At 69.8% G+C, this 19,204-nt stretch carries 20 protein-coding genes; 10 read left to right on the forward strand and 10 right to left on the reverse strand.

From position 1 onward, the window contains the following. Positions 1–471 carry an SRPBCC family protein gene (locus tag ASC55_RS08930; protein WP_055874557.1) on the forward strand — a complete coding sequence of 157 codons (471 nt, stop codon included), beginning with the start codon at positions 1–3 and terminating at the stop codon, positions 469–471. Next, complete coding sequence (locus ASC55_RS08935; RefSeq protein WP_055874558.1) at positions 468–911, forward strand: YdeI/OmpD-associated family protein; 444 nt, start codon at positions 468–470, stop codon at positions 909–911. The genes ASC55_RS08930 and ASC55_RS08935 overlap by 4 nt, the downstream gene beginning before the upstream one ends. 96 nt (positions 912–1,007) lie before the next feature. On the opposite strand, the gene ASC55_RS08940 is transcribed toward ASC55_RS08935, so the two are convergent. The 4 genes from ASC55_RS08940 to ASC55_RS08955 are packed head-to-tail and all read right to left on the reverse strand — an operon-like array spanning position 1,008 to position 5,451. Beyond that, positions 1,008–1,784: an enoyl-CoA hydratase-related protein gene (locus tag ASC55_RS08940; RefSeq protein ID WP_055874561.1), complete on the reverse strand. Its 777-nt coding sequence runs from the start codon at positions 1,782–1,784 to the stop codon at positions 1,008–1,010. Positions 1,785–1,812: 28 nt separating this feature from the next. Next, positions 1,813–2,718, reverse strand: coding sequence for a 3-hydroxyisobutyrate dehydrogenase (gene mmsB / locus ASC55_RS08945; RefSeq protein WP_017829475.1), 906 nt, complete (start codon positions 2,716–2,718; stop codon positions 1,813–1,815). After that, positions 2,715–3,920, reverse strand: a complete 1,206-nt coding sequence (locus tag ASC55_RS08950; RefSeq protein ID WP_055874563.1) for an acyl-CoA dehydrogenase family protein — start codon at positions 3,918–3,920, stop codon at positions 2,715–2,717. Before ASC55_RS08950 ends, mmsB begins: the two co-directional genes overlap by 4 nt. A gap of 28 nt (positions 3,921–3,948) precedes the next feature. Further along, positions 3,949–5,451 (reverse strand): CoA-acylating methylmalonate-semialdehyde dehydrogenase, encoded by a 1,503-nt coding sequence (locus ASC55_RS08955; RefSeq protein WP_055874566.1) that lies wholly within the window; start codon positions 5,449–5,451, stop codon positions 3,949–3,951. Between the two features lie 416 nt (positions 5,452–5,867). Between ASC55_RS08955 and ASC55_RS08960 the strand changes: the two genes are divergently transcribed. Continuing rightward, positions 5,868–6,452 carry an antibiotic biosynthesis monooxygenase gene (locus ASC55_RS08960; protein ID WP_055874571.1) on the forward strand — a complete coding sequence of 195 codons (585 nt, stop codon included), beginning with the start codon at positions 5,868–5,870 and terminating at the stop codon, positions 6,450–6,452. Between the two features lie 9 nt (positions 6,453–6,461). On the opposite strand, the gene ASC55_RS08965 is transcribed toward ASC55_RS08960, so the two are convergent. The 5 genes from ASC55_RS08965 to ASC55_RS08985 are packed head-to-tail and all read right to left on the reverse strand — an operon-like array spanning position 6,462 to position 11,755. Next, a complete protein-coding gene (locus ASC55_RS08965; protein WP_055874573.1) occupies positions 6,462–7,595 on the reverse strand; it encodes a bifunctional 2-methylcitrate synthase/citrate synthase in 1,134 nt (377 codons plus the stop codon). Between the two features lie 2 nt (positions 7,596–7,597). Then, positions 7,598–8,500 carry a methylisocitrate lyase gene (gene prpB / locus ASC55_RS08970; protein ID WP_055874577.1) on the reverse strand — a complete coding sequence of 301 codons (903 nt, stop codon included), beginning with the start codon at positions 8,498–8,500 and terminating at the stop codon, positions 7,598–7,600. Beyond that, entirely contained in the window at positions 8,500–10,026 is a 1,527-nt protein-coding gene (locus tag ASC55_RS08975; RefSeq protein WP_055874580.1) for an MmgE/PrpD family protein, read from the reverse strand. Before ASC55_RS08975 ends, prpB begins: the two co-directional genes overlap by 1 nt. A gap of 3 nt (positions 10,027–10,029) precedes the next feature. After that, positions 10,030–10,695: a GntR family transcriptional regulator gene (locus ASC55_RS08980; RefSeq protein ID WP_055866094.1), complete on the reverse strand. Its 666-nt coding sequence runs from the start codon at positions 10,693–10,695 to the stop codon at positions 10,030–10,032. Between the two features lie 34 nt (positions 10,696–10,729). Continuing rightward, positions 10,730–11,755: an EamA family transporter gene (locus ASC55_RS08985; RefSeq protein WP_055874582.1), complete on the reverse strand. Its 1,026-nt coding sequence runs from the start codon at positions 11,753–11,755 to the stop codon at positions 10,730–10,732. Positions 11,756–11,794: 39 nt separating this feature from the next. On the opposite strand from ASC55_RS08985, the gene ASC55_RS08990 reads away from it, so the two are divergent. The 7 genes from ASC55_RS08990 (at position 11,795) to ASC55_RS09020 (ending at position 17,882) form a co-directional block, all read left to right on the forward strand. After that, a complete protein-coding gene (locus ASC55_RS08990) occupies positions 11,795–12,331 on the forward strand; it encodes a CGNR zinc finger domain-containing protein (protein ID WP_055874586.1) in 537 nt (178 codons plus the stop codon). Between the two features lie 192 nt (positions 12,332–12,523). Next, positions 12,524–13,099 carry a glucose-6-phosphate isomerase family protein gene (locus ASC55_RS08995; RefSeq protein ID WP_017829485.1) on the forward strand — a complete coding sequence of 192 codons (576 nt, stop codon included), beginning with the start codon at positions 12,524–12,526 and terminating at the stop codon, positions 13,097–13,099. A gap of 9 nt (positions 13,100–13,108) precedes the next feature. Beyond that, positions 13,109–14,599, forward strand: a complete 1,491-nt coding sequence (xylB, locus tag ASC55_RS09000) for a xylulokinase (RefSeq protein WP_055874590.1) — start codon at positions 13,109–13,111, stop codon at positions 14,597–14,599. Then, the gene (locus ASC55_RS09005) at positions 14,575–15,585 is read left to right on the forward strand and encodes a phosphoglycerate dehydrogenase (protein WP_082524280.1); all 1,011 of its coding nucleotides are present in this window, start codon (positions 14,575–14,577) and stop codon (positions 15,583–15,585) included. The genes xylB and ASC55_RS09005 overlap by 25 nt, the downstream gene beginning before the upstream one ends. Beyond that, on the forward strand, positions 15,582–16,544 hold the full coding sequence (locus tag ASC55_RS09010) for a shikimate dehydrogenase family protein (protein ID WP_082524281.1): 963 nt from the start codon (positions 15,582–15,584) through the stop codon (positions 16,542–16,544). The genes ASC55_RS09005 and ASC55_RS09010 overlap by 4 nt, the downstream gene beginning before the upstream one ends. Next, complete coding sequence (locus ASC55_RS09015) at positions 16,544–17,515, forward strand: phosphotriesterase family protein (protein ID WP_055874593.1); 972 nt, start codon at positions 16,544–16,546, stop codon at positions 17,513–17,515. The genes ASC55_RS09010 and ASC55_RS09015 overlap by 1 nt, the downstream gene beginning before the upstream one ends. A 70-nt stretch (positions 17,516–17,585) precedes the next feature. After that, positions 17,586–17,882: a putative quinol monooxygenase gene (locus ASC55_RS09020; RefSeq protein WP_235563180.1), complete on the forward strand. Its 297-nt coding sequence runs from the start codon at positions 17,586–17,588 to the stop codon at positions 17,880–17,882. Positions 17,883–18,151: 269 nt separating this feature from the next. Here ASC55_RS09020 and ASC55_RS09025 read toward each other — a convergent pair whose 3' ends face one another. Beyond that, positions 18,152–19,150, reverse strand: a complete 999-nt coding sequence (locus tag ASC55_RS09025) for an ABC transporter substrate-binding protein (protein WP_055866105.1) — start codon at positions 19,148–19,150, stop codon at positions 18,152–18,154. Between the last annotated feature and the right edge of the window lie 54 nt (positions 19,151–19,204).

The following is a 19,204-nucleotide window of genomic DNA, read 5'->3' on the forward strand; positions in this document are numbered from 1 at the left end:
ATGGCCCGGTTCGCACTCGAGACGGTCATCGGTGCGGCCCCCGCCGAGGTGTTCGCCGCGTCGCTCGACCCTGCACTGCACGTGAAGAGTATGGCCCGATTCGGCGAGACGATGATCGAGGCACCGGCCGGCGGCGTCTTCACCGAGGGCACGACCGCGACCTGGCGGGCACGCCACTTCGGCGTCCGGTTCCGGCTGCGCTCGATCGTGTTCGACATCGATCCCCCGAACGGATTCTCGGACCGGCAGATCTCGGGCCCGTTCGCCGCGTTCCTGCACGAGCACCGGTTCGAGGAGCACCCGTCCGGCACGCTCATGCACGACACGGTGACCTTCCGCTCGCCGTTCGGCCCGCTCGGCCGGCTCGTCGACGCGCTGTTCATGCGGGAGTACATGCGCCGCCTCATCACGGAGCGCAACGCGATTCTCACCGCCGAACTCGAGGGCCCCGGGCGTACTCTTTCGGCATGAGCGAACTGCGCCTGCACACCGTCCTCACCGGCCGTGGCCCCGCTGCGGCGATCCTCCTCACGGATGAGCAGGTCGCCTCCCTCGGCGCCGGCAAGGCCTTCCCCGTTGCGGTCACCATCGGCGGACGCACCGCCCGCCTGCGCCTGGCGCGGATGGGCAGCGAGAACATGATCGGCTTCAGCAAAGCCGTGCGTGCCGACCTGGGGCTCGAGATCGGCCAGGAGGTCGACGCCGTGATCCGGGTGGATTCGGCCGAGCGCACGGTCGAGGTACCGCCGGGACTCGCCGCGGCCCTCGATGCCGACCCTGCTGTGCGCGCGGCCTTCGACGCCCTGTCGTACACCGTGCGCAAGGAGCACGCGCGCAGCGTGGCCGAGGCCAAGCAGGAAGCGACGCGCGAGCGCCGGATCGCGAAGATCGTCGACGCGCTCCGTGGCTGAGGTGGTGCACGACTCCGCAGGAATTCTCGTCGGGCACGGCGCTGAGAGCCGCTTCCGGCGAGGCGCACTCTGTTCCGAGGAGTTGTTCACGACGCGCTAGCGGTTCTGGAAGTCGGGCGACCGCTTCTGGCGGAAGGCCGACATGCCCTCCTTCTGATCCGCGGTGTCGAACAGGGCGGCGAAGGCCTGCTTCTCGTGCGCGAGTCCCTCGGCCAGGGGCGTCTCCATGGCCGCATCCAGCGCGGCCTTCGCGGCATAGACCGACGGCAGCGACTTCGACGCGATCGTGTCAGCCAGCTTCGTCGCCTCGGCGAGGAGGTCGGATGCCGCGACGACGCGGGAGACGAGGCCGGAGCGCTCGGCCTCCTCCGCTCCCATGAATCGGCCGGAGAGCACCAGCTCCGCCGCCTTGTAGTAGCCGACCGCGCGGATCAGTCGCTGGGTTCCGCCCATGCCGGGGATGACGCCGAGGTTGATCTCGGGCTGTCCGAACTTCGCGTTGTCGGCGGCCAGGATGATGTCGCACATCATCGCCAGCTCGCATCCGCCGCCGAGGGCGAAGCCGGAGACCGCGGCGATCACGGGCGTGCGCACCGCGGCGAACTCGTGCCAGACCCCGAAATGATCGGTCTCGAGCATCTGCGCCGCGGACATGCCCTCCATCTCCTTGATGTCGGCGCCGGCGGCGAAGGCCTTCTCGGATCCGGTCACCACGATCGCGCCGACGCCCTCGTCCGCGTCGAAGGCCACGGCCGCGGCGGTGACCTCTTCCGCGAGCCGGCTGTTCAACGCGTTCAGCGCCTCCGGACGGTTCAGGGTGATCCACCCGACTCGTCCGCGCTGCTCGACCAGGATCGTCTCGTACTCGGTCATGTCACCCTCTCCGTCGAAATACCGATCATCACACGCGGTCGTCGCGGATGTCGGTGATGATCCCGGAGAAATCGCGCCCCGCGCCGTCGCCGGCCGCGAACGCGGCATAGATCTCCTGCGCGAGACGGCCCATCCTGGCATCCGTCGACGTCTGCTCGATCGCCTGCAGCGCGAGGCCGAGATCCTTCGCCATCAACGCCCCCGCGAAACCCGGCTGATAGTCGCGGTTGGCAGGACTCGTGGGCACAGGGCCGGGCACGGGGCAGTTGGTCGTGATCGACCAGCACTGGCCCGAGGCCTGCGAGACGACGTCGAACAGCGCCTGATGCTCGAGCCCGAGCCGCTCCCCCAGCACGAACGCCTCGGCCACCGCGATCTGCGAGACCGCGAGCACCATGTTGTTGCAGACCTTCGCCGCCTGGCCGAGGCCGGGACCCCCGCAGTGCACGATGCGCTTTCCCATGACCTCGAGCAGCGGGAGGGCGGCTGCGAAGTCGTCGTCCGACCCGCCGACCATGAAGGCGAGGGTGCCGTTCTCCGCGCCGACCACGCCTCCCGACACCGGAGCGTCGACGTTGCGATGCCCGGCGGCGAGCGCGAGAGCGTGCGCGGCCCGCGCCTCATCGACGGCGATGGTCGATGACTCGATGAAGAGCGTGCCGGGGCGGGCGGCCGCGAGCAGTTCGGTGCGATAGGCCTCGATCACGTGCTTTCCGGCGGGGAACATGGTGATGACGACATCCGCGTCGGCCACGGCATCCGCGCCGCTCGCCGCCACCGGGATGCCGGCCGTCCGCGCCGCCTCGATGGCCGCGGGAACCAGATCGAAGCCGTGAACCTCGTGTCCCGCGGCGAGGAGGTTCTTCGCCATCGGCAGTCCCATGTGCCCGAGGCCGAGGAACGCGACGACCACCGGGGAGGACGGCGCCGTCATGATCCGCTCCGCATCTGCTCTCCGCCGCTGCGCTGGAGGGAGGCGGAACCCGCCGGTCGCAGCATCTCACGTCCGACGATCAGTCGCATGATCTCGTTCGTCCCTTCCAGGATCTGGTGCACGCGCAGGTCGCGGACGACCTTCTCGATCCCGTAATCCTGCAGGTAGCCGTAGCCGCCGTGCAGCTGCAGAGCCCGGTTGGCGACGTCGAAGCCGGCGTCGGTCGCGAAGCGCTTCGCCATGGCGCAGCGCATCGTCGCGTCGGGTGCGTGCTCGTCGACCGCCTGCGCGCCGTCGCGCACCATGAGTCGCGCCGCGTGCAGATCGGTGCGCATGTCGGCGATCGCGAACAGGATGGACTGCTTCTCGGCGAGCGGCTCACCGAACGCCATCCGCTCGTGCACGTACTTCACGGCCTGATCGAGTGCCCACTGGGCGCCCCCGAGCGAGCAGGCGGCGATGTTGAGGCGTCCGCCGTTGAGCGCGGACATCGCGATCGCGAACCCGCGACCCTCGTCGCCGAGCATGGAGGAGGCGGGAACCCGCACACCGTCGAGGATCACCTGGCGGGTGGGCTGCGCGTGCCAGCCCATCTTCTTCTCCGGGGCGCCGAAGCTCAACGCCTCGGAGTCGCCGGGGACGAGGAAGGCGCTGATGCCGCGCGCGCCCGGCTCCCCCGTGCGCGCCATGACGACGTAGACGGCAGCCTCGCCCGCTCCGGAGATGAACTGCTTCACTCCGGTGAGAACGTAGTCGTCGCCGTCGCGGACGGCGCTGGTCGCGATGTTCGCGGCATCCGATCCTGCACCCGGCTCGGTGAGGCAGTAGCCGCCGAACTCCGACATGGCCGTCAGCATCGGCAGCCAGTGCGCGCGCTGGGCGTCGTCGCCGTAGGTGTCGATCATCCAGACGACCATGTTGTGGATGGAGATGTAGGCCGCGACCGCGGGGTCGCCCTTCGCGAGCTCCTCGAAGATCGCGACGGTGTCGAGACGGCTGAGGCCGCTGCCGCCGAACTCCTCGTCGACGTAGATGCCGCCGAGCCCGAGCTCGCCGGCACGGTTGAGCGACTCCCGCGGGAACAGGTGCTTCTCGTCGCGCTCGGCGGCGTAGGGTGCGAGTTCGGTCTCGGCGAACTCGCGGACGGCGCCGATGATCGCCTCGCGCTCCTCGGCGGTGGTGGTGACGGTGGTCATGGTCATCGTGGTTTCCTTGTGGAGGTTTCCGGGGCTAGTGCATGGTCGGGATGACGAAGCTGGCACCATCGCGGATGCCTGCTGCGGGCCAGCGGCTCGTCACCGTCTTGGTCTTCGTGTAGAACCGGAAGGCGTCGGTTCCGTGCTGATTGAGGTCACCGAATCCGCTGCGCTTCCAGCCGCCGAACGTGTAGTACGCGATCGGGACCGGGATCGGCACGTTCACACCGACCATCCCCACCTCGACGCGGGCGGCGAAGTCGCGGGCCGCGTCGCCGTCGCGCGTGAAGATGGCGACGCCGTTGCCGTACTCGTGCTCCGAGGCCATCCGCAGCGCCTCCTCGTAGTCGGCGGCGCGGGCGATGACCAGCACGGGGCCGAAGATCTCCTCGCGGTAGATCGCCATGTCGGTGGTGACGTGGTCGAACAGGGTCGGTCCGAGGTAGAAGCCCTCCTCGTGCCCTTCCACGGTGAAGCCGCGACCGTCGGCGAGGAGTGTCGCCCCCTCGTCGATGCCCTGCTGGATGTAGCCCTCGACCCGCTCGACGGCCGCCCGTGTGACCAGCGGGCCGTAGTCGACGTCGGCCGCGAGAGAGGGGCCGACCCGCAGCTGGGCGACGCGTTCGGTGAGCTTGGCGGCCAGCGCGTCGGCCGTCTCCTGTCCCACCGGGACAGCGACCGAGATGGCCATGCAGCGCTCGCCCGCCGAACCGTACCCCGAGCCGATCAGCGCGTCGACGGCCTGATCGAGGTCGGCGTCGGGCATCACGATCATGTGGTTCTTCGCGCCGCCGAAGCACTGCGCGCGCTTGCCGTTCGCCGCGGCCGTCGCATAGATGTACTCGGCGATCGGGGTCGATCCGACGAAGCCCACGGCGCGGATGCGCTCGTCGGTGAGCAGCGTGTCGACCGCCTCCTTGTCGCCGTGCACGACGTTGAGGACACCTGCGGGGAGACCCGCTTCGAGGAAGAGCTCGGCGATGCGCACCGGCACCGAGGGGTCGCGCTCACTGGGCTTGAGCACCACCGCGTTGCCGGCGGCGAGCGCGGGGCCGGCCTTCCACAGCGGGATCATGGCGGGGAAGTTGAACGGGGTGATCGCGGCGACGACCCCGAGCGGCTGCCGCATCGAGTAGACGTCGATGCCCGTTCCCGCGCCGGTGGAGTACTCGCCCTTGAGCAGGTGCGGAGCGCCGGCTGCGAACTCGATGACCTCGAGGCCGCGCTGGATGTCGCCCTTCGCATCGTCGACCGTCTTGCCGTGCTCGCTCGCGAGCAGCTCGGCCAGTGACGTCATCTCCCGCTGCACCAGGTCGAGGAACCGCAACAGCACGCGAGCGCGCTTCTGCGGGTTGGTCGCGGCCCACGCGACCTGCGCCTCTTCTGCGTTCGCGATCGCGCGGCGCACCTCGTCGGCCGAGGCGAGCGGCACGCGCGCCTGCACGGCACCGGTGCTCGGATCGAACACGTCGGCGAACCGACCGGAGTCGGGAGTGAGAAGCGATCCGCCCACGAAGTGCGGGATAGTACGAGTCATTGTGTGACATCCCTCCGTGCCGTCGTTGGCACATTGGGGAGTTTACTCGGAGGGCCGGACATTTACTAGGACATCCTTGTATTCCGCGCGCACGGCCGCGTCTGCGTCGATCGCGGTTGTTCCCGCCGTGTTCACCGCCGCGTCATCTCGCCCGGGTACAACTGCAGGTGCGCGGACAGAGACTCAGACCGGATCGGGTGTCACGTCTACCGCGCACACGGTGAGCGCTCTCGCTCCCGTCGCGGCTCCACGCCGCGAGACCCCCGCCGAATCGGGTCGGCGGGGGTCCTCCTCGTGGAGGCGGGAGCGGCCGGGAGCACGCCGCATCCGAATTAGAATCGACGGTGCGCCGCCACCCTTGGCGCATCCGCTTCGACGCCCCGACCCCGGGCGCCCGTTCCCCCGAGGACCCCACCATGTCCGAACCCCTCACCGTGTCCATTCGCCGCGAAGTCGACCCCGAGCGCATCGTCGAGGCGACCGCCTGGGTGCAGACGGGGGTGAACCTCGCGACGAAGTACCCGGGCTTCCTCGGCTCCGGCTGGGTGCGCGCCGGCGAGGACTCGCAGGTGTGGCACATGCTCTACCGGTTCGCGAGCGAGGACTCGCTCACCGCCTGGGAGCAGTCGGCAGAGCGGGCCTGGTGGCTGTCGATGGGCCAGGGCTTCGTGCGCAGCGAGCGCTCCAAGCGCCGCACCGGGATCGAGGGCTGGTTCGACGAGCCGACCACCGGCACGATCACGCTGCCGTCCGCCGACGGCACGACCGAGACGGTCACCGTCGCCCCCGCTCCCCCGCGGTGGAAGCAGGCGACCTCGATCTGGTTGGGCTTCTTCCCCGTGAACCTCGCGTTCACCTACGCGATGAGCCCCGTGCCGGGGTGGAACGAACTGCCGATCTGGGCGCGGGTACTGACCACCACCCTCGTGCTCACGCCGATCATGGCGTACTGGGTGCTGCCGTTCGTGACCCGGTCCCTGCGGAGCTGGCTCACCCGCTGACCGCGACGCTCAGACGGCGACGTGCCGCTCGTCCGGTCCGTCGTAGTACGACAGCGGACGGATCAGCGCGTTCGATCCGGCCTGCTCGATCACGTGCGCGGTCCACCCCGTCACCCGCGCCGCCACGAACAGCGGTGTGAAGGTCAGGGTGTCGAAGCCGATCAGGTTGTAGGCCGGGCCCGAGGGGTAGTCGAGGTTCGGGTAGATGCCCTTGCGCGCCACGAACTCCGACTCGAGAGCGTCGTACAGAGCGGCGACGTCGGCGCGGTCGTAATGCTCCACGAGGGTGTCGAGCGCGGCCTTCATGGTCGGCACACGCGAGTCGCCCTTCTTGTAGACGCGGTGCCCGAAGCCCATGATCTTGCGCTTCTCGGCGAGTGCTTTGTCGAGCCACGGCACGACGTTGTCGGCCGTGCCGATGTCGTCGAAGATGTGCAGCACGGCCTCGTTGGCGCCACCGTGCAGCGGACCCTTGAGCGCGCCGATCGCGCCGACGACCGCCGAATAGATGTCGCTCAGGGTCGAGGTGATCACACGCGCGGTGAACGTGGAGGCGTTGAAGGAGTGCTCGGCGTAGAGGATCATCGAGCGGTTGAAGGCATCCACCACGACGTCATCCGCCTCTTCGCCGAACGTCATCCAGAGGAAGTTCGCGGAGTAGTCGAGGTCGGAGCGTGCAGCGATGATCTCCTGGCCGCGACGACGACGCTGACCGTAGGCGACGATCGCAGGAAGCGCGGCGAACAGGCGGATGCTGCGCTCGAGGTTCTGCTCGGGGCTGCCGCCCGCGTCGAGCACCGAGCCGCCGGCGCCGGGGTCGGAGGCGCCGATCAGGCTGACCGCGGTACGCACCTCGTCCATCGGGTGCGCATCCAGCGGGACCAGGTCGATCGCGGTCTTGACGTTGTCGGCCAGCGCCCGGTGCTTGCGCTCCTCGAGCCGGAAGGCTGCGAGCTCCTCCGGAGTGGGCAGCTCGCCGTTCCACAGCAGGTAGGCGACGGCCTCGAACGGCTGCGTGTCCGCCAGCTCCTGCACGGGGTAGCCGCGGTACAGCAGGCTGTTCGTCTCGGGGTTGACCTTCGAGATCGCGGTCGTGTCGACGACGACGCCCGCGAGGCCCTTCTTGATGTCCGGCTCGGTCATGGTCACTCCTTCGTGATGGTGAAGTTGAAGACGCCAGAGTCGAAGTGGTTGTACGACTCGTAGTCGATCAGGTCGTAGAGATCGGCGCGGTGCTGCATCTCGCTGAGCGTGGAGGTCAGGTGCCCCTCTTCGTTCAGAGTATCCAGTGCGCGGCCTGCGGCCCCCATCGAGATGCGCAGCAGCGACACGGGCCAGATCACCAGGTTCACACCCGCGTCACGCAGCTGGTCGACCGAGAACAGCTCGCTCTTGCCGAACTCCGTCATGTTCGCCAGGATCGGCACGTCGAGCGCCGCGGCCATGGCCTCGAACTCGGCGAGAGTGCGCATGGCCTCGGGGAACACCGCGTCGGCACCGGCGTCGACCAGCGCCTTGGCACGGTCGATCGCGGCGTCGAGACCCTCGACCGCGCGGATGTCGGTGCGCGCCATGATGAGGAAGTTCTCGTCGCGACGAGCGTCGGCTGCGGCACGGATGCGCTTGATCGCGGTGTTCTCGTCGACCACGGCCTTGCCGTCGAGGTGGCCGCAGCGCTTCGGATTGACCTGATCCTCGATGTGCGTGCCGGCGAGGCCCGCGTCTTCGAGCTCCTGGATCGTGCGGGCGACGTTCATCGGCTCGCCGAAGCCGGTGTCGGCGTCGACGATCGCGGGGAGGTCGGTCATACGGGCGATCTGCTTCGCCCGTCCGGCCACCTCGGTGAGCGTCGTGAGGCCGATGTCGGGCAGGCCCAGGTCAGCCGAGAGCACGGCGCCGGAGATGTAGACGCCGTCGAAGCCCTTCTGCTCGATCAGGCGCGCGCTCAGCGGGTTGAACGCACCGGGGAAGCGCAGCAGCTCCCCGCTCGCGAGACGCTCGCGGAACAGTCGGCGCTTCTCGGCGGGCGTGACGGTGGAGTACAGCATCAGAACAGTCCCGCAGGAGCAGGAGCAGCCTCGAGCAGGCCGGGCTTCGCGACGATCGAGAGCTCGCCGACCTCGGCAGCCGTCAGCTCGGGCAGGCGCTGCACGAGGGCGAGGAACCGCTCGATCTCGGCGGGCTCGAGCACGGGCTCCGCCAGCAGACGGAACTTCGCGATGTAGTTCTCTCGGGCGAACGGACGAGCCCCCAGCGGGTGCGCATCGGCCACGGCGATCTCGTCGACCACGGTCGAGCCGTCGGCGAGGCGGATCTCCACACGACCGCCGAACGCCTTCTCGGCCGGGTCCTCGGAGTGGTAGCGGCGGGTCCACTCGGCGTCCTCCGCGGTGGTGATCTTGTGCCACAGCGCGACCGTGTCGGCACGGCCCGCGCGCTCGGGGGCGTAGGAGTCGACGTGGTGCCACCCGCCGTCCTGCAGGGCCACCGCGAAGATGTACGGCACCGAGTGGTCGAGCGTCTCTCGCGACGCGGTCGGGTCGTACTTCTGCGGGTCGTTCGCGCCCGAGCCGATCACGTTGTGGGTGTGGTGGCTGGTGTGGATCACGATCTGATCGATGTTCGCCGGGTCGCGCAGTGCCGGGTTCTCGATCCCGAGCTTGCGGGCGAGGTCGATCAGCGCCTGCGCCTGGTACTCGGCCGAGTGCTCCTTCGTGTACGAGTCGAGGATCGCGCGCTTGGGCTCACCGGCGGCGGGCAGCGGCACGTCGTACGACGCGTCCTTGCCGTCGAGCATCCAGGCGATCACGCCGTCTTCGCCTTCATAGATGGGGGCGGGGCTGGTCTGTCCGCGCATCGCCCGGTCGACGGCTTCGACGGCCATCTTGCCGGCGAAGGCCGGAGCGTGCGCCTTCCAGGTCGAGATCTCGCCCTTGCGGCTCTGGCGCGTGGCGGTCGTGGTGTGAAGGCCCTGCCCGACGGCCTGGTAGATGGTCTCGACGTCGAGGCCGAGCAGGGTGCCGATGCCGGCGGCGGCGGACGGGCCGAGGTGGGCGACGTGGTCGATCTTGTGCTTGTGCAGGCAGATCGCGCGCACCAGGTCCATCTGGATCTCGTAGCCGGTGGCGATGCCGCGCACGAGCGCCCGCCCGTCCTTGCCGGTGTGCTGCGCGACCGCGAGGATCGGCGGGATGTTGTCGCCGGGGTGCGAGTACTCCGCGGCGAGGAACGTGTCGTGGTAGTCGAGCTCGCGCACGGCCACGCCGTTCGCCCAGGCGGCCCACTCGGGGCTGGTGCGGTGCTCGAGCGCCGCACCGAACAGGTTCGCACCGACGCCGCCGGTCGAGACGGGGTGGCTGAACGCCTGGGCCCTGGCCGCGTTGATGGGCGCACGGGTGAGGGAAGCCGCAGCCACCGAAGCGTTGTCGATGATGCGGTTGATGATCATGTCGACGACGTCCTGCTCGACCTCGACCTGGTCGGCGGCCACCTCGGCGATCTTCCAGGCGAGCTGGTCTTCCCTGGCGAGGTTCTCGTCGCTGCGGTGCACACGGACGTGGTGGGTGACGGTCATTTCTTATCCTTCACTGTTGCGGGATTCGAGGGAATCGAGGATGCCGGTGAGCGCGTTGTGCAGGTGCACGTGCGTGGCGTGGGCGGCGAGGTCGCCGTCGCGGGCGGCGAGCGCCTCGGCGATGGTGCGGTGCTCGGCGGCGGAGGCGGCGAGCCGGGCGGGCTTGTCGCGAGCCATCCGGCGCACACGCACGAGGTGGGTGCGCACGGTGCGCAGCGCCGAGGCGATGTAGTCGTTCGCCACGGCCGCGTCGAGGGCGACGTCGAAGCGGGCGATCAGCGCGTAGTAGGCGTCACGGCCTTCGACGGCGTCGAGGTCGACGTGCGCGAATTCGTCGGCGAGTGCGGCGAACAGGGCGGCGTCTCCCCTGGTGGCGGCGAGGCGGGCTGAGCTCTCCTCGAGCGCGCGGCGGATCTCGAAGAGGGAGCGGATGTCGTCGGCATCCAGATCGGCGACCACGGTGACCCGCGGCGACTGCTGCACGACGAGCCCATCCGCGATGAGTCGACGCAGCGCTTCACGCATCGGGGTGCGGCTCACACCCAGGCGCTCGGCCTGTTCGACCTCGCCGAGCACGAAACCGGCCGGGAGCGTGCCCGACTGGATGTCATCGAGCAGAGCCGCGTACGCGCGATCACTCGCGGAGGTGCGTTCCACAGCGAGGGTCATGCCCTCAGTGTATACATAAACCGAGGTTGAAGGGTCAGAGTTCTTTCTGAGCGGGCTTCTCGTATACATTCTTCGCAGGAAGCGCCGGCGCCCCCGCGGGCATCGGCTCGACGAATTCCGCCGCGACGGGCTCACCCAGCTTCACGACCACGACGCCCACGAGCACGAGCACGCCGCCAAGCGCCTGCAGCAGGTCGGGCAGCTGCCCGAGAAGCAGCCAGCCGAACAGCAGGGCCGCCACCACCTCGGCGAGTGCGACGAAGGAGGCGAGCCGCGAACCCAGCATCCGCGTCGAGGCGATGCCGAGCAGGTAGGCGAGCGCGGTCGCCACGACCCCCATCGCCAGCACCGGCACGAACCAGGGCACGCTGCCGAACCGGTACGCGATGTCGTCGGTGGTCCACGCGATCGGCAGCACGCCGATCGCACCGGCCACGGTGAGCCCGACCGCGCCGAGAAGCAGACCGCTCCCGGCGAGGGCGATGGGCGGCAGCCCGGTGTCGACCTTGGCCGAGAGCACGAAGTAGGTCGCCGCGCCCACCATCGCCCCGAGTGCCCACAGGATGCCGGCCACGTTCACGTCGGCCCCCGTGAGGATGTCGAGCATGAGCACGAGCCCGACGAAGGCGATGGCCGCGCCGAGGATGCTGCGGCGGGTCGGCCGTTCACCCCTTCGCAGCCACAGCCACAGCAGCACCGCGACCGGGGCGGTGTACTCGATGAGCAGAGCCAGACCCACGTCCATGACGGCCACGGCCTGGAAGTAGAAGAGCTGGGTCGCGGCGACAGCCAGCAGTCCGTAGGCGAGGATCATGCCGGCGTTGCACCGCAGCAGCACCCACCGCCCTCGGAGGGACAGGATCGTCGGGATCAGCAGCACGAGAGCGGCCACCCAGATGCGGGCGGTCACGGCAGCCCCAGGCGTCCATCCGGCATCGATGAGCCCTCGCGCCCACCCGCCCGACATGCCGAAGGCGAAGGCCGCGGCGAGCGCGAGCGGCAGTCCGAGACGCACGTCTCGTGCGGAGGAGACCACCGTGTCACTTCTCACCTTGCTCATGATCGATGACGCTACTCGCGCGCGCTGTAAGATGTCAACATGATCTTCACCGATGACACGGAGGAGGCGCTGCTTTCCGCCGTCTGGCTCGCGAACTCCGCCGAACAGCCGGACACGCTGAACGACCTCGACGATGAAGACGCCTTCCTCCGCGAGTTCCCCTACACCGGGCGCCTCGACCGCGATGAGGTCGAGGTCGCCTCGCTGCGCGATCTGCGTCCGCGCCTGCGCGCCATGCTGCTGGCACCGCGTGACGAGATGGCCGCGCACGTCAACGACGCGCTCGCGGAATCCCGGCTCACCCCGGCGCTGCGTCGCCATGACGGCTTGGACTGGCACCTCCACGCCGTCGCCGATGAGCAGCCCTTCGCCGAGCGCATTCTGATCGAGACCGCGATGGCCTTGATCGACGTCATCCGCGCCGACGAGGGCTCGCGCCTCTCCGTGTGCGACGACGACACCTGCCAGTCGATCGCGCTCGACCTCTCGCGCAACCGCTCGAAGCGCTACTGCTCCACGACGTGCGCGAACCGCAACGCCGTCGCCGCATACCGCGCGAGGCGCACCGCCGAGTGACCCGGCACTGACGCCGGCGGCCCCTCCGCGCTCCGGTCGCACTTCCTGCCGGATTCTTCACGATCGGGCGGCATCAACGGCGACCGGAGCGGCAGCAGGCATGCGCCCCTGGACGCCACCTGTCATAACAGGTACAGTGAACCTGTTATTACAGGTTGCGCAGCGCCGCAGCATCCGTTACGAGGAGCACCGATGCCCGAGTTCCACACCCCGCCGATCTCTCCGATGGCGATCGCCTTCGACGCCGAGAAGCTGACGCTCTCGCCCGAGGGGCCGACCCTCACCCGGCGGATGTCCGACCTCGAGGGGCTCTTCCTCGACGCCGAGGCCTGGGCCGAAGCATCCGCCGGCGAGAACCCCGTCGTCTACACGGTCGTGAGCTCCCCCGTGCCCGAGGCCGACCGCGAGCTGCCGCAGTCGATCACCACGATCATGCCCGGCGACACCGGCGGCGAGCTCTGGATGACCAAGGGGCACCAGCACCCGAACCACCAGGGCGAGATCTACCTGGCGTTGCAGGGCCGCGGCGGCCTGCTCATGTTCGACGGCGAGCGCACCGAATGGCTCGACATGCTCCCCGGCACCATCGGCTACATCCCGCCGGGCTGGGCGCACCGCTCGGTCAACACCGGCGACGAGCCCTACGCCTTCCTCGCGGTGTATCCGGGAGGAGCAGGGCACGACTACGGCTGGGTGCTGGAGCACGGAATGGGCTCGCGTGCCTATCGCGCAGCCTCCGGCGTCGACCTGCGTCCCTACGCGGAATAGGCTCCGGCCATGATCATCGCGCACGACCTGGGCACGACCGGGAACAAGGCCTCGCTGCATCATGACGACGGCCGTCTCGTCGCCTCGGTCACCGTCCCCTACCCCGCGCACTTCGCCGCGGGCGGGGTCGCCGAGCAGAACCCTGCGGACTGGTGGAACGCGGTCGTCGCCGCCACGCGCGACCTGATCGCGCGCACCGGCACGGCCGCGACCGACATCGCCGGACTCGTGGTCAGCGGCCAGATGATGGGGGCCGTGCTGCTCGATGCCGACGGCGAACCCGCCCGTCCGGCGATCATCTGGGCCGACACCAGGGCCGGCGCCCAGCAACGCGAGCTCGAGGCCGCGATCGGCGCCGAGCGCGCCTACGGCATCCTGGGCCACCGCCTCAACCCCACCTACTCGATCGAGAAGATCATGTGGGTGCGCGACAACGAGCCCGACACCTGGACGCGCGTGCGTCGGGTGTGCGTCGCGAAGGACTTCATCGTGCTGCGTCTGACCGGGCGCCTCGCGACCGACCGCTCCGATGCATCCGGCACCAACGCCTACGACCAGGCGCGCGGCACCTGGTCCGACGAGGTGCTGCAGGCCGCGCGCCTCGACCCCGCACTGTTCCCCGAGATCCTGGAATCCACGCAGATCGCTGGCACACTGACCGATGCCGCCGCCGCCGCGCTCGGACTCCACACGGGAGTGCGCGTGGTGATGGGTGGCGGCGACGGACCGCTCGCCGCCGTCGGCTCGGGTGTCGTCGCCCCGGAAGACGGCGCATACGTGTGCCTGGGCACCTCGTCGTGGATCTCGTTCGCGGCCGACGCCCCGCTGCATGACCCCGCGATGCGCACGTTCACGTTCGACAACGTCGTGCCCGGCTCGTTCGTGCCCACCGCCACCATGCAGGCCGGCGGTGCCTCCGTGCAGTGGATCGCCGAGGCGCTCTCCCCCGACCCCGCGCACCCCGAGACCTCGCGGCTCACGGCCGAGGCATCCGCCGACGTCGACACCGACGACCTCTACTTCCTCCCCTACCTGCTCGGGGAACGCTCCCCGATGTGGGACCCGGATGCCCGGGGCGCGTTCATCGGGCTGGCCCGCCACCACGGCAGGGCACACCTCGTGCGGGCCGTGCTGGAGGGCACGGCGTTCAACCTGCTCAGCTGCATCCAGGCGTTCCGTGAATCAGGCGCCGTGATCGACCGCATCGATGCCGTCGGCGGCGGAGCCCAGAGCGACGTGTACCTCTCGGTGCTCGCCGATGTGTGGGGAGTGCCGGTGCGCCGACGCACGATCGTGGAAGAGGCGAACAGCCTCGGTGCCGCGGTCACCGCCGCGGTCGGGCTCGGACTCACCGACTTCTCTGCCGCCCGCGCCCTGAGCGAGGTCACCGCCGAGTTCACCCCGGATGCCGGGCGCCACGCCGTCTACGCCGAGCGGCACGCCCGCTTCGTCGACGCCTACACGGCCCTCGCGCCGTGGTTCGCCGGACGGCCGCGCTGATGGGCGTCATCCTCGTCACCAGCCGCTCGTTCTCGGACGGCGACCTGGATCTGGCGGAACGCGCCGCTCAGGCGGGACACCGCATCCTCCGCGGTCCGGCGCACCACGACCTCGACGAGTTGCGGTCGCTGCTGCACGGCGCCGACGCGTGGATCGCCGGCACCGGCGCGATCACCGAGGAGCATCTCGCCGCGGCTCCGAAGCTCAAGGTCGTCGCCCGGTACGGCGTCGGCACCGAGTCGGTCGACCTGGCAGCGGCGCGAGACCGCGGCATCCCGGTGACCAACACTCCGGGCGCCAACGCCGATGCGGTGGCCGACCACGCGGTCGGGCTCATGCTCGCCGCCCTCCGCTTCGTCCCCGACGGCGACCGCCGCGTGCGCGCCGGCGACTGGAGCGTGCGTCGCGGGCGGGAACTCGGGGCCGCCACGGTCGGGATCGTGGGCTTCGGACGGATCGGCCAGGGGGTCGCCGCGCGACTGCGCGGCTTCGGGCCGCGCGTGCTCGCCGCCGACCCGTTCCTGCCCGACGATGTGGTGCGCTCTCGCGGTGCGGAACCCGTCGCGCTCGACGACCTGTTCCGCCGAGCCGACGTCATCACCCTGCACGCGCCCGGGGGTCAGCGACTGGTCGACGCCGAGCGTCTGGCCGACATGCGACCGGGAACCGTGCTGGTCAACACCGCCCGCGGCGATCTGATCGACGAAGCCTCCGTGGCACGGGCGCTGCACGACGGCATCCTCGCCGGCTACGCGGCCGACACCCTCGACGGCGACACAGCCGCACATGACAGTCCGCTGCTCGCGCCCGAACTCGCCGATCGCGTGATCGTCACCCCGCACCTGGGCGCGCAGACCACGCAGGCCGTCGACAACATGGGCTCCCTCTCGCTCGCCGACGTGATCGCCGTGCTGTCGGGTGCCGAGCCCGCCCATCCCGTGCCCAACGCCTCCATCCCCGTCCCCGTCCCCGAGGAGACCCGATGACCATCGACGCCGTCCGCACAGAGGCCGCGACACCGGCCACGGCATCCGCCGACTACATGGGGTTCGTCGGGGTGACCACCGCGTCATCGTCGATCATGAAGGTCTTCCCGCTCTGGGCCGACATCCTGGGCCTGCCGACCCGCACCCTGCTCGGCCACGACCTGCCGATGGATGCCGAGCCCGCGCAGTACCGCGCCATGGTCGAGCAGATCCGCGATGACCCGCATCACCGCGGGGCGCTCGTGACCACGCACAAGATGAACGTGTACGCCGCCGCCTCCGACCTGTTCGACGAGCTCGACCCGTTCGCGGTGTCGTGCTCCGAGATCTCCAGCATCTCCAAACGGGGCCCGGTCCTGTCGGGGCGGGCGAAGGACCCGATCACGGTCGACCTCGCCCTGAACGACTTCCTTCCCGCCGACCACTTCGCCCGCACCGGGGCCGCGGTCGTGATCCTCGGCGCCGGAGGTTCGGGCACCGCCCTGAGCTGGGCGCTGGCCGAACGCGAAGACGCCCCGGCGAAGATCACGGTGACGGCCCGCACGCAGGACAAGCTCGACCACCTGCGCGATGTGCACCGCCAGCACGGCACCAGGGAGGGGCTGATCGAGTACGTGGTGACCGCTTCGGCCGAAGATGCCGACGCGCTGGTGGCCGCCGCCCCCGCAGGATCGGTGATCGCCAACGCGACGGGGCTCGGCAAGGACCGGCCCGGCTCTCCTCTGACCGACGCCGTGGTGTTCCCCGAGGGCGCGTACGCGTGGGAGTTCAACTACCGCGGCACGCTCGAGTTCCTCCACCAGGCCGAGGCGCAAGCGTTCGCACGCGGGCTGCACGTGGTCGACGGCTGGCGCTACTTCATCCACGGCTGGTCGCAGGTCGTGGCCGATGTGTTCGATCTCGACCTGACGCCCGAGATCGTCGAACGGCTCGCCGAGGCCGCGGAGTCGGTGCGCTGATGTCCGCCCTCGTCCGCACGGTGCTCGGCGACATCGACCCGGCGCTGCTCGGGCGGGTGGACTATCACGAGCACCTGTTCCAGGTGTCGCCACTGCTTCCGGGCGACGAGCTCGACGACGAGAAGGCCTCGGGCGAAGAAGCAGCCCTGCTGCAGGCGAGCGGGTTCGAGGCGATGGTGGATGCCACACCGTTCGGCCTCGCCCGCGACCCCGCAGCACTGGCCCGGATCAGTGCGACGACCGGACTGCACATCGTCGCGACGACCGGCCGACACCGCGAGGCCCACTACGGCGCGGATCATCCGATGCAGGTGTGGACCGCCGAGCGTCTGGCCGCCCTCTTCATCGCCGACATCACGCGCGGGATGCCCGCCGACGACGGGGAGATCTTCGAGACGCCCGAGGTGTCCCTCGCTGCCGCGCCCGATGGCGGACCCGTGCGCGCAGGTCTGCTCAAGGGCGGCGCCGACTACTGGCGCATCAGTGCGTTCGAGCGCACCACCCTGATCGCCGTGGCCGAGGCGCACCGCGCGACGGGCGCTGCGGTCATGGTGCATCTGGAGTTCGGCACCGCGGCCCATGAGGTGCTCGACCTGCTCGACGCCGAGGGGGTGCCCGCCGCGCGGGTCGTGCTCGCGCACGCCGACCGCGACCCCGACCCCGGGCTGCACGTGTCGCTCGCCGAACGCGGAACCCACCTCGGCTACGACGGCTTCGCGCGTCCGCGCACCCGCTCCGACGCCGAGCTGCTCGCCCTGACGGTCGCGGTGGTGGAGCGCGGGGCCGGCGACCGGATCGTGCTCGGCGGCGACGTCGCCCGGCGCACGCGGTACATCGCCTACGGCGGCATGCCCGGACTCGCCTACCTCGGCGACCGCTACCTCCCGCGCCTCCGCGCGGCCGTCGGCGACGACGCCGTGCACCGGATGCTCGTGACCACCCCGGCCCGCCTGCTGACCCTCGCGCCGTGATCTTCTCCCCCTGCGCACGAGCATGACCATGAGCATCCGACTCCACGCCCGACATCCCCGAGGAGACACCGTGTCCGAGCCGACCATCCTGCACGCCACCTTCACCGCCCAGCCCGGAGCGGGCGACCGTGTGGCGGCCCTGCTGCGCGATTTCGCCGAGGTCGTGCGCGCCGAGGAGGGCAACGTCGTCTTCGATGCGACCCGGCTCGTCGACGACCCCGACCGCTTCTTCGTCTACGAGGTCTATCGCGACGAAGCGGCCTTCCAGGCGCACATCGCCGCCCCCGCCGGAGTGCCCTTCAACGCGGCGCTGCAGGCGCTCATCGTCGAACCGTCGTCGCAGCTCACCTTCCTCCGCCGCCTCTGAGGCCGTCACGCCGTGACGCGGCGGCGAGCGGGATCCCGGCCTCTCCGCCCTGCTCACCTGTCGGGAGAATGCACGCATGTCGGAGGAATCGCCGGCATCCGCTCCTGCATCCGTGAGTCCTCCCGACATCCGGCACATGCACCCGCACCGGGCACACGCACCCGCATCCGGCATACGCACCCGGCACGCCCACACCCCGGACACGCGCACACCCCGGACATGAAGAAGCCCCCCACCCGAAGGTGAGGGGCTTCTTCGACGATGCGGTGTCACTCGTAGAGCACGCCCGCGATCTTCGGGTCTTCGATGTTGGTCTTGTCGTACCAGTACGAGCCGGTGTCGTAGAACTTCTCGACCGACTTGCCGTTCGCGGCGTCGTACGCGGCCTGCACGACCTGTGCGCCGATGCCGATCGGGTCCTGCGTGATCGCGCCGGCCATGGTGCCGTCCTTGATGGCGTTGATCTGCGCGGCGCCGGAGTCGAAGCCGACGATCGTGATCTTGCCCTTCTCGAGGCCCAGCTCGTTCACGGCGTTCACGACACCGATGGCGGAGCCTTCGTTGGTGCCGTAGATGCCCTTGAGGTCGGGGTGGGCCGCGATCAGGGTCTTGGCGATGTCGGCCGACTTGAGGTGGTCGCCGTCACCGTACTGGATGTCGACGATCTCGATGTCGGGGTAGTCCGCCTCGATCTTGTCGACGAAGCCGTCGCGACGCTCGACGCCGGTGGAGTTGATCTGCGAGTGGCCGACGATCGCGACCTGGCCCTCGCCGCCGATCAGTTCGGCCATGTGCTCGGCGGCGAGCGCACCGGCGACCTTGCTGTCGGTGGCCGACAGGCTGAGCCCGACGTCGCCGTTGCAGGGGGCGTCGAAGTAGACGACGGGAATGTCCTTCGCCTTGGCCTGCTCGAGCGGGGCGACGCACGCCTCGGGGTCGAGGGCGGCGTAGGCGATGGCACTCGGGTTCTTGTCGATCGCTGCGGTCAGCATCTCCAGCTGCGCGGCGATCTCGGTCTCGGCGGCAGGACCCTCGAACGTGATCTTCACGCCGAGCTCCTTCGCCTTGTCCTCGGCGCCCTTCTTCACGGCCTGCCAGAACTGGTGCTGGAACCCCTTCGAGACCATGGCGATGTACATCTCGCCGTCGCTGCTGCCCCCGCTGCTCGAGCCTTCCTCGATCACGTCGCCACCACCGGCACAGCCGGCGAACACCAGTGCGGATGCGGCCATGAGGGCCACGAGTGCGGTCTTCTTCCCGAATTTCATGAAAACTCCATTGTTTGGGTACGACTCGGTTTGTTCTGTGTGGATGCCGGACGA

It is taken from the genome of Microbacterium sp. Root322, assembly GCF_001425645.1.
Lineage (GTDB): Bacteria > Actinomycetota > Actinomycetes > Actinomycetales > Microbacteriaceae > Microbacterium > Microbacterium maritypicum.